Source organism: Ferrimonas sp. YIN67 (assembly GCF_057219095.1).
The window spans coordinates 26,214-41,272 of the sequence record NZ_JBXVVJ010000002.1 but is presented as its reverse complement, the minus strand read 5'-3'; the positions used below and the strand labels follow the sequence as shown (position 1 = coordinate 41,272).

At 59.8% G+C, this 15,059-nt stretch carries 10 protein-coding genes; 9 read left to right on the top strand and 1 reads right to left on the bottom strand.

Annotation, left to right across the window (positions count from 1 at the left end; genetic code table 11):
- Positions 1 to 185 precede the first annotated feature (185 nt).
- The 3 genes from AC2D8U_RS03895 to AC2D8U_RS03885 all read left to right on the top strand — a co-directional run bounded on the left by AC2D8U_RS03895 (position 186) and on the right by AC2D8U_RS03885 (position 2,725).
- A complete protein-coding gene (locus AC2D8U_RS03895; RefSeq protein ID WP_484617737.1) occupies positions 186 to 572 on the top strand; it encodes a LysR family transcriptional regulator in 387 nt (128 codons plus the stop codon).
- Positions 573 to 697: 125 nt separating this feature from the next.
- Positions 698 to 1,591 carry a LysR family transcriptional regulator gene (locus tag AC2D8U_RS03890; protein WP_484617736.1) on the top strand — a complete coding sequence of 298 codons (894 nt, stop codon included), beginning with the start codon at positions 698 to 700 and terminating at the stop codon, positions 1,589 to 1,591.
- 96 nt (positions 1,592 to 1,687) lie between these two features.
- Complete coding sequence (locus AC2D8U_RS03885) at positions 1,688 to 2,725, top strand: linear amide C-N hydrolase (protein WP_484617735.1); 1,038 nt, start codon at positions 1,688 to 1,690, stop codon at positions 2,723 to 2,725.
- Between the two features lie 342 nt (positions 2,726 to 3,067).
- Here AC2D8U_RS03885 and AC2D8U_RS03880 read toward each other — a convergent pair whose 3' ends face one another.
- A complete protein-coding gene (locus AC2D8U_RS03880) occupies positions 3,068 to 5,347 on the bottom strand; it encodes a peptidoglycan DD-metalloendopeptidase family protein (protein WP_484617734.1) in 2,280 nt (759 codons plus the stop codon).
- 355 nt (positions 5,348 to 5,702) lie between these two features.
- Between AC2D8U_RS03880 and AC2D8U_RS03875 the strand changes: the two genes are divergently transcribed.
- The 6 genes from AC2D8U_RS03875 (at position 5,703) to AC2D8U_RS03850 (ending at position 14,471) form a co-directional block, all read left to right on the top strand.
- The gene (locus AC2D8U_RS03875; RefSeq protein ID WP_484617733.1) at positions 5,703 to 9,434 is read left to right on the top strand and encodes an ATP-binding protein; all 3,732 of its coding nucleotides are present in this window, start codon (positions 5,703 to 5,705) and stop codon (positions 9,432 to 9,434) included.
- A complete protein-coding gene (locus AC2D8U_RS03870) occupies positions 9,431 to 10,063 on the top strand; it encodes a condensin complex protein MksE (protein ID WP_484617732.1) in 633 nt (210 codons plus the stop codon). The genes AC2D8U_RS03875 and AC2D8U_RS03870 overlap by 4 nt, the downstream gene beginning before the upstream one ends.
- A complete protein-coding gene (locus tag AC2D8U_RS03865; protein ID WP_484617731.1) occupies positions 10,060 to 11,277 on the top strand; it encodes a phosphoenolpyruvate carboxylase in 1,218 nt (405 codons plus the stop codon). Before AC2D8U_RS03870 ends, AC2D8U_RS03865 begins: the two co-directional genes overlap by 4 nt.
- 67 nt (positions 11,278 to 11,344) lie before the next feature.
- Entirely contained in the window at positions 11,345 to 12,019 is a 675-nt protein-coding gene (locus AC2D8U_RS03860) for a GDSL-type esterase/lipase family protein (RefSeq protein WP_484617730.1), read from the top strand.
- Positions 12,016 to 12,873, top strand: a complete 858-nt coding sequence (locus AC2D8U_RS03855; protein WP_484617729.1) for a DUF7281 domain-containing protein — start codon at positions 12,016 to 12,018, stop codon at positions 12,871 to 12,873. Before AC2D8U_RS03860 ends, AC2D8U_RS03855 begins: the two co-directional genes overlap by 4 nt.
- A 131-nt stretch (positions 12,874 to 13,004) precedes the next feature.
- Complete coding sequence (locus tag AC2D8U_RS03850) at positions 13,005 to 14,471, top strand: pyridoxal phosphate-dependent decarboxylase family protein (RefSeq protein ID WP_484617728.1); 1,467 nt, start codon at positions 13,005 to 13,007, stop codon at positions 14,469 to 14,471.
- Positions 14,472 to 15,059: the final 588 nt, after the last annotated feature.

Below are 15,059 nucleotides of genomic sequence, written 5' to 3'. Positions count from 1 at the left end.
CGGGCAAGCGCATCAATAAAACACACACTCACCCCAGAGCCTCGCAACTCGAAAGGCACCACTCCTTTGGTTGAATAGAGCGCCAGCGAAGCTCAACCTTGTTGAAACTGCCTGGGATGGGCTGATTTCGCCACAAAGGAGTCACTGGGAATTTCAATGACTCTGACCCCTTGAACCGAGTTAGAATGATTTACCCCCTAACTCAACCAATCCAGTTGATGATATCGATAGAGCAGAGCCACGCCTTTACCCTGGTGTTTCAACATGGCTCCTACAGCGCCGCCGCCCGCGCGACCAGCAAGGAGCGCAGTACCATCCGAGAGCATGTAATGACACTGGAGGACACCATAGGCGTGGCCCTGTTTACCGTCGAAGGGCGCAAAGCCACGCCGACACAGGCCGCCCATAAGCTCTATCCACGGGCTGCCAGTGTCACCAAGCAGTTGCGGGCAGCGACACGAGATTCCTGCCAGGGTATCTGCCTGTTTTTCGCGCAGGGGGACGAACTCAACGACGAGATCGCCAGTGCCTTGGCGCTCCTTAACCTGCAGGCAGACAGCTTAGTCATGTGATCGCTGCAAAGCCCTCACGGACACCGAGCATCACGCCGATTCCGAAGCCCTGACGAAAGCAGCATTCGTCAACGGAAAAACAAATCAAAATCAGAACTGATTGCACGACTCAAGGAGTATCGGCCATGTTTTCCTACGAGCTTCTGGTGGCATTTTGTGCCACCTACGAAGAGAAGAGCTTTAGTGCCGCAGGCAGAAAGCTGCACAAAGATCGAACCACCATCCGCGAACAGGTTCGGGCCATTGAGGACACCTATGATGTCTCCCTGTTCGAGATCGTCGGTAAACGCGCACAACCGACCACCGCGGCCGACCATATCTATGCCCAATCCAAGCACCTGCTGCACAGCACCGAGAAGCTCACCCGCTCGTTTGAATTGCTGTTCAATGAGGCCTTGCTGGAGTTAACCATCCACCACGATGGTTTTTTACCCCGATCACTGGCCATCAAGATAGAGCAAGCGATCACGGCACACTCCCCCAACGTTCGGACAAACTGGCTATTGGGTGAAAGAGAGGCGGTGTTTGAACAACTACAGCGCAGTCCCAATGCCATCGCCTTTATGCCCCATAACAACGCCAGCTACTTCCCCCCGAAGGAGATCGCCTTTCGCCATGTAGGCTATAGCCAGATGGGGTTTTATGCCGGTAGTGGCAGCGACTTGCGCAACGTGCCAAGACTGTCCATCGAAGATCTCGCCGCCGAAAAACAATACGTTTGTGAAGACTACGTCCGCTTTGCCCCGGCGCTGTTTCGGCTCTCACCGCAACATCACCTGATCAGTGATCCCGACATGCTGATCGAGATGGTGAAACACAGTGGCTGGACCGTCATCCATCGCGAACTGGCCCAGCTCCATGTGTCCAACGGCACACTCCATGAGCTGAAAATCGACGAGATCGCCACCCCGCCTTCGCTCGGGCTATCCCTGTTTTATCCCCATAAGTTGAGGGAGAACGCCCTGATCGGCGTGATCCAGGCCTGCGCCGAGCAGCATTTTCAACCAAGGACCACTTGATGGGGATTATCGTTCATTGTGCAGTTTGATCGGTCAGCTTTGTGGGGCATGCTTGGGCCAATACCCTAACAATCCCCAGAAAGAGAATTGGTCACCATGAAACCCAACCTGTTAAAAAGCATGATCTGTGGCGTCTTCGCCGTTGGCGCCACCACCGCTGCCGACGCCTGTACTCGAGTACTCTGGGATACTCAAGAACACGGCACCTTCGTCAGCCGCACCATGGACTGGCTGGAGCCCACCGGCGTTACCCTGATCAACTACCCAAAGGGCACCACCTACAAAGCCAACCTGGGCGGCGACTACACCTACGACGCCAAATACGATGTCACCGGCCTGCTGACCTATGGCGCCCTGTCCAACGCCACCAACAGCGCGGGTCTGGGCGGTAACGTTCTGTTTGATAACAATATGGTTGTTAAGGATAGCAAGCAGCCGAGTGATGTTGGCGTGATCCACTACCTGCAGCACCTGATCTCTCAGTTTGCCAATGTCGCCGAAGCGGTTGAGTACATTCAGGCCAACCCGGGCGTGACCGAAACCATTCCGGGTATCGATATGGCGTTGAACATCCATTTCAGCCTGCAGGATGTCTCCGGCGATTCCGCCGTCATCGAATTCCGCGACGGCGGATCCAAGATCTGGCACGGCCCACAATACAACGTGATGACCAACCAGCCGGACTTCGATGTGCACCTGGCCAGCCTGGACCGTGCTCAACGTAGCTGGGGCGCAAAAGAGGAGCAAGGCCTCTACACCAACCTGCACACCGGCGGCAACATCAACCCGGAAGACCGTTTCATCCACGCCTCCTACTACACTAGCCACCTGAAAGAGCCGACCAGTGTGATGAACGGCCTGATCAAACTCAATGGCGTGCCGGTAACCGTTCCTCACGATGCCCCTAACCGTGTCGTTAATGGTGTCATGACCGGTTACGCCTCCGAGTACAACATTACCGAGCACCTGCAGTCCGGCCAGACTCTGTTTGGCTACCAGTGGGGGGATGTGATCTCCCAGCTGCACTTCAACGTCAATGAGATCAGAAAGTCCGGCAAGCAAGTCAGCTTCCGTCTGGATCAGCCGGGCCTGGCCGGCGACATCACCCAGTTGGTCATCGACTCCGCCCAATAACCCCTTTAGGCCCCTGTTGAGCCGTTCGCTTTGCTAAATACAAACCCATAAAAAGGCCTCTGAGCACGTGTTCAGAGGCCTTATTGTTGCCGGCTCTTCCCCCGGTAGAGTTCAAGGAGAGTTCAATGAGTTCAAGGGGTCAGAGTGATCGAAACCCCGAATGACTCCTTTTGGCCAACTTGCTGCCGTTCGATCGGGCTCTGCCTAGCAGCGCAGCAATCCTAAAACCTAGCAGCGCCTTCGGAACAAGAGCCCTCACCGCATCCCCTTCCCGAACAGAAACAAAAAAGCGTAAGCCGGTTAAGGCTTACGCTTTTTTCTCTGTTAGGCCCAACAACTGGCTCAGTCGGCGCGCTGCCGATTGTCAGGCTCCGGTCCCGGGCGCTGGTTAACCTGGGCAATCAGATCCGTCATCTGGCTCTGGTACTGGTACACCTGGGCCAGGAACGCCTGACGATCCTTAGAGGGCACCGAGGTGGCCATGGGGATGTTAGCGGTCATGGAGTCCACCGCCCGGCCGTTAATATGCAGCTCATAGTGCAGGTGGGCCCCGGTGACCCGCCCGGTGGCACCCACGGCACCGATCCGCTGGCCCCGCTCGACACTTTGACCACGACGAACGTCGATCCGCGACATATGCAGGTAGCGGCTTCGGTACTTGTTGCCATGATCGATCACCACATATTTACCGGCAATGGGATGGTTCTCTACCCGGCTGATCACACCATCCCCCGCCGCCAGGATAGGCGTGCCCGTGGGCGCCGCATAATCGGTCCCGTTATGGGGAGAGACCCGCTTGGTCACCGGATGCAAACGCCTTGGGTTGAAGCGGGAGCTGATCCTGTGATTACCGCTGATCGGATGACGCACAAAAGCCCGATTCAGGCTCTGACCATCTTCATCGTAGTAACTGCCGTCATTGTGCAGATAGGCGGTCGAACTCCAGTTACGGCCGAGAAACTCCACGGCGAGCAGACGCTGCTTACCGGTCAGCTCCTGCTCGATGAACTGGGCTTCGCGCAACACGCGAACCTTGTCACCGGCACGCAGTTGGCGGCGAAAATCCAATTTGTCGTTAAACAGACTGGTGATCTGCTGCACCTCACTGCTGCGCAAGCCGGCGCGAGACGCCGCACTGGAGAAACTACCGTGGATCTCGATCTCGCTGGAGGTGGCGATCCACTCACCCTCGAGCAGAGTCTCTTCAACCTCGTAGGTGTCCTTGTGCCGCTGATAGCTGATCTGGTGAGAGCGATCAAACACGACCTCAAGTTTCTCCAGGCTGTTATTCGCTTCATCCACCCAGAATTTCAGATGGTTGCCCGGGTTGATAGTATCCAGGGCCAGATAGGCGTAATCCGCCTCGATCACCTGGTACATCTGTCGTTGGCCCAGGCCAAGACGACTGAAGATCTGACTTAGGGTATCGCCCTTTGCTACCGTATATTCCCGACTTGCCGGGTGCAGGGTCAATGGCAGGTGATCGAACTCACCCAGTTCCAATGCCACATCCAAAAGCTCCGAAGTTACCCCTTCGAACGCGACCGACTCCTCTACCAGGGGTTCCTCTGGAGTCCACAGCCAGCTAAACCAACCGCGCTCGGACTCCACCTCAGGCAGCGCTTCAGAAACGACGTTCTCAGCCTCCTGAACCGACGGTTCCTCCTGCGTCGAAGCAGCAAGCTCTAGCTCAGGCATCTCCACAGATCCCTTCATATCATCAGCCTTGATGATCCCTTCATCTGGCGCATCGGACTCGGACTGAACATCGACCGCCAGCTCAGAGTCAACCTCCCACTCAGCCGACTCATCGACCTTAGCCTCCCCTCGTCCCAACAGACGGCTCAACAAGCCGCGCTCCGACACTTCGGAAACCGGTTCAGGTTGGAAGCTATCACTGCCCTGAGCAAGCAGAGCCTCATCCGTTAGGGCTGCGCTGTCCTCATTGCCAGCAGGGATCGGTTCGCCCTCCGCCGCATCCGTCGCACCATCAGACTTTACTTTACGTGCGGGAAGCTCTGTCTGTGCCGTGACATCAATGACGTCGCGAGTCACTTCGACAGATCCAGCCACGGGCTCTTGAACCGCCAACTCATCAACCAGAGGTTCATCCCGTCCCCACAGCCAGCTAAACCAACCGCGTTCGGAAGCTGTCTCACTCTCTTCAAACGCTTCAGGAAGCGGATCCCGGTCTGCGTCCTTCGCCAGGAATGCTTCATCCACGCTCTCCGCCGTTTCACCGACCTCAAGAATGGGCTCCTCGGACTCAACAGCCTGTACCAACTCGTCCTTCGTTGAACTTGAAGGGATCTGACGTGGCTGCACAGTGGGATCCTGGCCAGGTAGGATCAGGGGCGTGCGCCCGACAACCTCAGGACTTACTGCCCTGGGCTCACCGTCGAGCACCAGATAGGCACCGGCGCCAGTAAGGGTGAGAGCGCAAAACAGCGCCAAACTTTTGGGGCGGAATATCGCGGGTAAACCACTTTTTTGAGATGCACCGATCCGCCGGGCCTGAGGCCGGTAGGGGGAGGCGCGCCGCCGGTTCAGCTCACTTTGCAGGCGGCGGTGCTGGCGCCGGATCCGATCCGCTTCATCACCGCGTTTTCCAATTCCGAACACAAAAGGGTCCCAAGTCGACAAAATGGGGCCCAAAATGCGACGTTATGCGTTCCAAGTCAAATTGCAGATGGATTTATTGGATCTGCGCCGCAAGCTGCCAGCTTTCACTTGCAATGTCTTATCTAACTGATTTTGTTTTAGTAAATAATTTAGCCGCCTACCGTTTGGGCAAAGATAAACCAATCGTTCAAGGATTTACTGCGAAGCCACGTCAAGGTGGTAATATGGACTTTTGCGAACTTTGCAGGCCGCGTGACGTAAAGTACATAAACGACTCGGTCGCACAGCGTTAAAAGGCTCCCGGAAGCTATCGCCGGTATCGAGCCCCTGCATTTAATAACCAGGCAAATCAATTATGTCGACTCTGAATCGGATCATTCTGATCAACACCCACCTGCCCGGTGAGGTAGAGCTGAAAACTAACGGCCATACCAACATCTGCGGCACCAATGCCTCGGGGAAAACCACCCTGCAGCGCCTGGTTCCCGTCTTCTACGGCGAATACCCCAGCCGGGTCGTGCCCGCCACCCGTGACAGTTTCGAGCGTTGGTACCTGCCCACCGAATCCAGCTTTATCATCTACGAATACATCCGCCCGGATCAAAGCCTGGCGCAAGCGGTGATGAGCTCCGCCGGTGATGGCAAAGGCGTACAGTACCGCTTCGTCGCCAAGGCGTTCGATATGGACGACTACATCAAGGCGCGCACCGATGACAACAAGGTGGTGTGCTGGAACGCCACCGAGCTGCGTCGTGTGTTCCGTGAGCAGGGCGTCGCCTTCTCCAACGCCATCAGCAGCGTCAAAGACTACCGCGCGGTGATCCAAAACGATCGCAGCCTGATCGCCACCGCCAGCAACGGCGGCGAGCTGCGCCGCCTGGCCGAGCAGTTCTCCCTGTGTGAGTCCAATGCCACCCTGCGCCACATGGAAAAGCTGGTGCGCGCCGTGCATTCCAAAGAGGGCAAGATGGAGACCATCCGTCAGATGGTGGCCGCCATCCTGGAAGAGGATGGTGTGGAAACCCCTCAGACCCGTCTCAACCCGGCCCGGGTCGAGGAGTGGATCAAAGAGAGCCAGCTGGTGGCTCACTTTGAGACCATCCGCCCCCAATTTACCAAGCTGGAGCAGCGCTTCGATCAACTCGAAGTGTGTGAGCTGCAGCTCAAGGGTCTGGCCGATGGCTTTGCCAACGACAAGATCGGCCTGCAGACCCGCCTTGAGCAACGCAGCCGGGAGAAGCGTGAAGCGGAGTTTCAACTGACTGAGCTGGCCAACAACTACGAAGCCGATACCGCCGAGAAGAAAGCCGCCCGCTCCGATGCCAAGGCCGATGCCGACACCCTGGAAGCGCGGTTGGAAACCATCGAAGATGAACATCAGCACTGGCTGGATCTCGACATCGAGCAGATCAAGCGAGATCTGGATGCCCTGCCCCAGTGGCGGGCCGATCTCCAGTCCCTGCGCGAACGTGCCAAGCTGCTGACCGAGAAGCACAGCGACATCGAGGCGACCTATAACGAGCGCCGAGGCCAGATCGAGATCAGCAACAACGCCGCCCTGGAAGCCCTGCGCGAGCGTCAGGATCAGGCCCGCAGCCAGCAGGCCGATCTGAAACAGCAGCAGCAAAACCAGATGAGGGAGCTGGAGGACGGCTTCCGCAACCAGCGCACCGCCGCCGAGCAGCGCCACCAAGGAGAGCTCAAGACCCTGGAGCTGGATCAGCAGAAGCTGCAGCTGCAGATCGACGGTGCCGGTTTCAATACCGACGAGCGCCGAGCCCTAGATGTTCTCGAGTCCCGCACCGATCAGGCCTACCAACAGCAACAACAGGCCGAGAAAGAGCTGGATCAGGCCCGTGATCAGGAGCAGGCCAAGCGCACCGAGCGGGCACAGCTGCAGGAACAGCTTAACGGCCTGCGTCGCAACGTCAGTCAATGTCAGTCCCAGTTCGACGCCATCGACGCCCTGCGCTTCCCCAAGGATCATTCCCTGCTGAAGTTCCTGCGTCAGGAGCAGCCGGACTGGATCCACACCTTAGGTAAGGTGATCCGTCCTGAGTTGCTGGCCCGAGGTGATCTCAAACCGGCGCTGCTCGACAATGCCAGTCAAGGGGATGCCCACGGCCTGTACGGCGTGGCACTGGAGCTGGCCAACATCGACGCGCCAGATTATGCCCAGGACGAGCATGCACTGGAGCAGCAGGCCGAGCAGGCCCGCATCGCCCTGGAGCAGGCCCGCACCGCCCAGGCCGAGCAGGAAACCCAGATCGGCGCACAACAGGCCGAGCTGCAAGCCCTGTCCGAGGCGGTGATCCGCGCCCAGACCCAATATCAGAACAGCAAGTCCCAGCACACCCGTCTCATGGACGAAAAGAAGCAGCAGACCGAACAGTTCCGCGCAGCCGTGGCCGAGCGCAAACTGGCCAGTCAAAAGCAGCTCAAGGCGGTCCAGGCCGATCTGGCCCGGCTGCGCAGCGAGTTCGAAGGCTATATCGAGCAGCTCAAAGAGCAGCAGCTCGAAGCCCGCATGGACAAGGAGACCTTCTGGCAGGATCGTCTCGGTGGCGTCGAGCACAACCTGCAACAGATCAGCGCCGACCTTACCCGCCGCCGCGAGCAAAAAGCCGAAGAGTTGGCCGAGTGCGAGCGCTGGTACCAGAGTGAGCTGAAGTCCCGGGGCGTTGACGACAGTCAGATCAGCGCACTCAAGCAGCAGATAGGCCAGCGCGAGCAGGCGATCGCCCGAGTGGATGCCATGCGCGATGAGGTGAAGAACTACGAGATCTGGTTCAAGGGCCCCTTCTCCGTGGAGAAACCGCAGAAACTGGCGCAGCTGGCCAAGGCACGCCAGGAGGTGCTGGAGCTGGATCAACTCCTCTCGGCCCTGGAGCGCAACTTCAAGTCCATCCGCAAAGAGCTCAAGACCGCCCAGGCCGAGGCCGAGCGCGATCTCACCCAGGGCAACGAGCAGATGGCCAGCCTCAACGAACTGCTCAGCGAACTGACCAAGCTCAATCTCAAGGGCCCCAAGGGCGGCGAGCCCCTGCCCAGCGACTACCTGCCCAGCGGCGAACTCGACGAGCGCCTGCGCGATGCCCGCGAAAAGCTGGAGCAGCGCGACGGCCATCGTCGGGTGATCCGCGAACAGATCGATCACTTCGACGGCCAGATCGGCCAGAAGGCCGGCCCCGAGTTGGCGGCCAACTGGGAGCAGTGGCGCAGCGACTGCATCGAGCCCTCCGACAGCGGCGTCGCCAAGCTGGACCACATCAAGATGATGGGCCACCTGCGCCATATGATGAACCACATCGTGCCGCAACGCCTGGAGGTGCTGCGCAGCACCGGCCAGACCTTCGGCATCGATCTGGAAAGCTACTACTCGGTCCTGGCGGATATCGATAAGCGGATCGGCACTCAGTCCAAACGGATCACCCGGGAAGTGGGTGAAGAGCTGTTCCTCGACGGCGTCTCCGGCTCGGCGGTACAGATCCGCTCACGGATCTCCGATCTCGACTTCTGGGACGAACTCAGTGAGTTCATTCAGGCCCACCAGGCCTGGCGGGATCAGGACTTTGCCGGCCTGCCCGGTGAAGAGTACGCCCAGTTGCTGCGCCGCGCCCTGGAGGTGATTGGCCGTACCGCCCTCACCGGCTCCGTCGCCAAGCTGCTGGAGATTGAGCTGCGCCTGCGCGAAGGCAACTCAGATCTGGTGATCCGCACCGATCGCCAGCTCAACGAATCCTCCAGTCACGGCATGGCTTACCTCATTCTCTGTAAGTTCCTGCTGGCCTTTACCCGGCTCTTGCGCGGCAACTCCACCGCCATCGTTCACTGGCCCATTGATGAGCTGGGCACCCTGCACCATGTCAACGTGAAGAAGATCTTCGACGCCTGTGAAAAGAACTACATCGCCGTGCTCGGTGCCTTCCCTAACCCGGAATCCGAGGTACTGAGCCTGTTCGAGAACCGCTACATCATCAATAAACAGACCCGGCAGCTGCAGGTGGTGCAACCCAAAGTCAGCCCCATCGCCGCCCGACTCAAAGCCCGTCAACACGCCACCACCGAGCAGGAGCAAAGCGCATGAAAACCGAAACCGGACGCGTGGTCGAGGCCCTGCTCAAGGGCGACTTTATCTGTCGGATCAGTGACGAGGCGGCCTGGGAGCTGCTGAAGAACGACGACAAGCGCCAGCAGATCAAAGAGCATCTGGCGATCCTCAATCGCACCGTTACCAGCGCCGCTGGCGACACCGTGTTCTTCTGCAGCTACATCGATCTGGGTGAAGACGAACGCAAGGTGATCGGCAGCCAATTCAATGAGCTGGTAGGCTCACTGCAGCCACTGGTGAACTGGATGGTGCTGGTGCAGGAAGCCGGCGCCGGCGACGAACCGCTCAGCGAAGGGGTGCGCGTGCGCCTCAACGAGCTGCAAAGCACCATCGAAGACGTGCCCGCCCTGTCGGAGCAGCTGGCCAAGATCGCCCGTTACCGCCTGTTCAACTCCACCTCCACCAGCGTCGACGGCCAGCTCAAGCAGGTGTTTAAGCGCCTGTGTGAACTGGGCTACCTGATCCGCCCCAACGTCGAGAAGCAGATCTACCAGGCCACCGGCAAGATCGAATACCTGTACGAGGTGCTGCGCTTTATCGACGAAACCGAAAGCCTTGCCCTGGAGCAGAAGGCGGAGGCGATGCAGCAGGAGGACCTGCTGTGAGCAGCAACCTGCACAAGATCGGCAAAGCCTTCCTCAACCAGCTGGCCCGAAACGCCGATCTGCTGATGGACACCTACCTGTCCGGTACCGTCGATGAAACCGCCGACAACGCCAAGGCGGTGGCCAAGCTCACCGCCGCCGGTGTGCTGCGTCGCGGTGAAGCGGACGAGCCACTGCGCCTGGCACCCAGTATCCGCACCATGCTCGAGGAAGCGCTCAAGGATGAGAAGGGCCGCCAAGTCGACACCAACGTCGGCTCCGCCCTGGCCACCATCAAAACCCTGGCCCGCCACTATAAGGAAGCCCAGCATCTGCACGACTACCCGGCCGCCGATGCCTACCTGGCGGAGCTGGCTGAGCTGGTGTTTCACCTTAAGGAGAGTCTGCGCCACAGCACCCGCTCACTCTGGTCAAGGATCAACAACGAGTTTGGTTATGTCGGCACCATGGACGCCAAGATCCGGGAAAACCAGCTGGCTCAAGATCAGGTCACCGAGCTGCTGGGCAGCCTGGAGTTGTTCCGTTTCGATGAGCTGACCGAGCTCGCCGGTGACGCCCGCGAGCTGCGCCGCCTATTGGTGGTCAGCCTGCAGCACACCATGGTGGAGTGTACCGGCGAGCTCGCCGTGGTCCAGAGCCGCTTGCTGGCACTGCTGGGCCGCTTTCGCGAGATCCAGGGGCGTACCCGCCTGCTCAAGGGCTTCCTGCTCCACTGCGAGCAGCACCCGCACTACCAGGTGGACGATCACGTAGCTCGGGTCAATGTGCCGCCCCTGCTCAATCAGGGGCAGCGATGCCTAGCGCCCGCCGCCGTCGATGTCGCCGACGGCAACGAGGAGCGTGCTCTGATCGAGTTGGTGGGCCTGATCCGCCGTCGCGAACGCACCGCCGCCGAGCAGAAACAGGCCCAGGCCGATGCCTTTGCCCTGGGCCAGGCCGCCGCGTTTGAGCTGACCGACGAAGGACTCAAGCAGGATGTGGACGCCTTCTTCTGCGCCGTCATCGACCAGGCCAAGCAGCTCTCCGCCCTGGAATACCACGAACAGCGGGATCTGGCCTGGCCCCGGGAAGCCTGGCTCTACCAGGTGATTGGCAACTTCGACAGCCTGCCCGCCGAGCAGCGGGAACATTTCGGGCTGGATCCGGATTTGCGGGACGATCCCATCTTCTCCGGCGTTAAATACATCGAAGATGTGCGGATCTGGCTGCAGTAAGAATTTGGGAGGCCAATGGCCTCCCTTTTCTCAACATTTCAGGACGACTCAGTTAAGGAAGACACAAATGGGACACACACGTTTTACCGCTTTGTTGGTCTGGGCCTGCCTCAGCCTGCTTCCCTTCGGCGGCTTTGCCAAAGATAAGATCCCCCTGGCCTGCGTCGGTGACTCCACCACCTGGGGCATGACCATTGAAAACCGCGTGGGGGAAAGCTACCCGGCCGTGTTGCATCAGGCCCTGTCCGACACCCATTGGGTCCACAACTTTGGTGCCAACGGCGCCACGGCGCAACGCGATACGCCCAAACGCACCCCCTATACCACCCGGGAAGCCTACCCGGAGAGCCTGGCCTGGCAGCCTGAAGTGGTGATCCTCACCCTGGGGGCCAATGATTCCAAACCGGCACTGTGGAACGCCGAACGCTTTGCCGCCGATCTGAGCCGGTTGATCCGCGACTATCAAACGCTGCCAAGCCAGCCTCAACTCTATCTCGGCATCCCGGTGCGATCCTTTGATACCAGCGGCAGCCCCCATGCGGTCAATGAGCCAAACCTCAAGCAGGCTCGAAAGATCATACGTACCCTGGCCTCGGAGCTTAACCTTCCGCTTATCGATTTTCACAGCGCCCTGATCAGCCCCCATGACTTCCACCAGGATGGGGTCCACCCCAATGCTCAGGGGGCCCAGAAGATGGCCCAGGTGGCGCTGGCCGCGATCCAGGATATGGATCAACCATGAAACGGCAACAACTGCTCGCCCTGGATAAGCTGCTGCGGGATCGCAGCGGCACAGCCCGACTGACCAAGAGCCTTGAACAACTGCACCGGGATTACGAATTTGGCCGAGTCGATCCCGTCGGCAAACGCCTACTCTACCGTACCGACGAGCTCGAGCGACTGGAGGCCGAGTGCAAGCAGCTGCTGCAAACCGACGAACTGCGCACCCTGGCCAGCCAGAGTGCCAAGGCCAGTCGCACCCAGGTGGCCGCCCTGACCGGCAGGGAAAAACTGGCCAGCGACGCCCCCGGCGAGCACCTGCTGCAACTGAGTTGGGGCAACGGCCTGCTCGAGGGCAGCGGTGCCGAACTGCCCTACGGCGCTTCCCTGCTGGTGGACTGGCGCACCCTGCCCGCCTTTGAACAGATCGTGCTGGTGGAAAACTGGGATACCTTCCTTGGGCTCGGCCAGTATCGGCTCCCTGGGCCCCTGGCCGCACTTCCGGCACTCTACCGGGGACATGATCGCCAGGGGCGTGCGGTGAAACGCTATCTGGCACGCCATCCCGCCTGCCAGGTGTTGATCTTTGCCGATCTCGATCCCAAGGGCCTGCTGCTCGCCGCCGAGTTTCACGCCAGCGGCCTGATCGCCCCGGCACTGACAGACTGGTGCCGAGCCCGGCCCGATCCCGACGCCTGGGCGCGACAGTGTTCGCTGCACGCCCAACTGGATCCCCTGCCCGCCAGTCCGTTAAAGGATCTGTGGCAGCAACTCAGAGATCGTCGCCTGGCGATCATGCAGCAGCAGTGGGCGGCGCACCGGCTGGCCCTGCGTCTCCATCCCCTCTCCACCCCAGACGCTCAAATCACCCTCTAGTCCATCCGCAGGTAGGCGATACTGGACTAACGGGGTCTACTCAGCATCACACCGATCCCCCCTTTGATACCCAAGGCGGGATCAGAACATCAGAGTTCGTGATAGAAAATCGCTGACCGAGGGAGCCAAAAATGTCTGCAGAGAGAGCCGAAACCGCCCAATTACAGCGCTTGTTGGAGAAGCTCGGTGCCGGACTGGATCAATACCTGGAGTTCAATCACCCGGATGCGCTGCATCCGGCTCAGCAATGGCGCCAAAGCCTGGATATCCCCCTGCCCGAGCAGGGCGTCGGCATCGACCAGGTGCAAGAAGCCTTGCTGACCCAGGTGATCCCCGGCGGCTCGCCCGTGCCCAGGCCCGGTTTCAGTGCCTACATCACCACGGGGGCCACCAGTGCCGCGATCCTGGCCAGCACCGCCGCCAGCCTGGCCTCCCCCCAACGCTATATGCACACCGCCTTTAACTTCCTGGAGGGGCTCTCCCTCAAGTGGCTGGCACAGCTGTGCGGGGTCCCTCAGATGGAGGGGGTGTACAGCAGCGGCGGCTCGGTGGCGAACCTGGTGGCACTGGGGGCCGCCCGTCAGGCGACCTTCGAGGCCCTGGGAAGGGATCCCGCCGCCGACGGCGTTGACCGGCCCGTCCGCGTCTATGCCAGCGATCAATGCCACCACACCATCCAGCGCGCCTGCGGCGTCCTGGGACTGGGCCGCAATGCCGTGTGCGCAATTGCCACCGACTCTGGGCAACGGATGCGACTCGATGATCTGCACCGCCAGGTAGAACAGGATCTGGCCCAGGGGATCTTGCCCATGGCGATCGTCGCCAACGCCGGCACCACCAACACGGGCGCCATCGATCCGCTGGAGGCGATCGGCCAGTTCGCCCACGAAAACGGGATCTGGTTTCATGTCGACGGTGCCTATGGCCTGCCGGGCATTTTGGATCCCCAAGTCGCTCCCCTCTATCGGGGACTGGAGCTGGCCGATTCGGTGATCGTCGATCCCCACAAGTGGCTGGGTGCCGCCGTGGGGGTGGCCGCCACCTTTGTCAAAGATCGCACCCTGCTGGCCCGCGCCTTCACCCAGGAGCCGGCGGACTATCTGGAAGGGACGGTGGAAACCCGGTGCAGCGAAGGGATCGCCCACTCCCTGGATGACTTTGGCGAGCCCTATTTCGATTACGGCGTGGAGCTCAGTGCCCCCTGTCGTGGCGTGGTGGTATGGGCCCTGCTGCGGGAGATCGGGGTCGAGGGATTCCGTGAACGGGTGATCCGCCACAACACCATGGCCCGAACCCTTGCCCGGCTCGCCCACCGGCACCCCAAGCTGGAGGTACTGTCCGAGCCGGTGCTCTCCATCTGTGGCTTTCGCTATACCGCGCCGGACATTGCCGATCTCAACCAGTTCAACCAGCGCTTGCATCGGCGCCTGGTGCGCGAGAACACCTACATGCCCTCCACCACCCGCATTGCCGGTGAGCTGGCCCTGCGCCCCTGCTTTATCGGTGCCCGGGCCAAGGCCGATCAGGTTCAGGGATTGATCGACGCCGTGGTGCGGATCGGGCATAACCTCGCAGAGGAGGAAACTAGGTCCCAGTAAATCCTCATCGCGATCAGTACCAAACCGCTTTGCGTGCGAGTCGGCAGGGTACTGAACATCGCCATATCATCGCCATACTGACTGCATGGAACGCCTCATTGTTGCAGGTCTAACGTCTGATGATTGGCGTAATCTACGGTGCTGATTCAAGGTAAACCGAGGCTATGCCACTGGTCGTGTATTGATGTGGATGATGCGGGAACTGGGTATCCAACTGGACGATTTAACGTCAGTCGCCCGATGCCGATGTCGAGACGAAGGCACTGAATATGGCTGCGCAGCTGCGAGATTGTCCCTGCAGTATGATGTTCCAATCAGGCCAAGGCTGACAATATGCCAACCGGAAGTTCAGACAGCACACCTGGCGTTATCCAATGACACAGAGCATGAGTCGCGCGGTAATTGCCGGAGCGGCGGCTCCGAAGCCTAAAAACAGAATGGACCCCATCAACTGGGTAGATGATCGCTCGGGAAGCCAAGCATGATGTTGCTACAACCCTGATGGATGTCGACAACCGGCGGCACTTCACCAACACGATGATGAGCTGCCGCCTGCAGAAGCCGAGAATCGGTCGAAACAAGTGACCG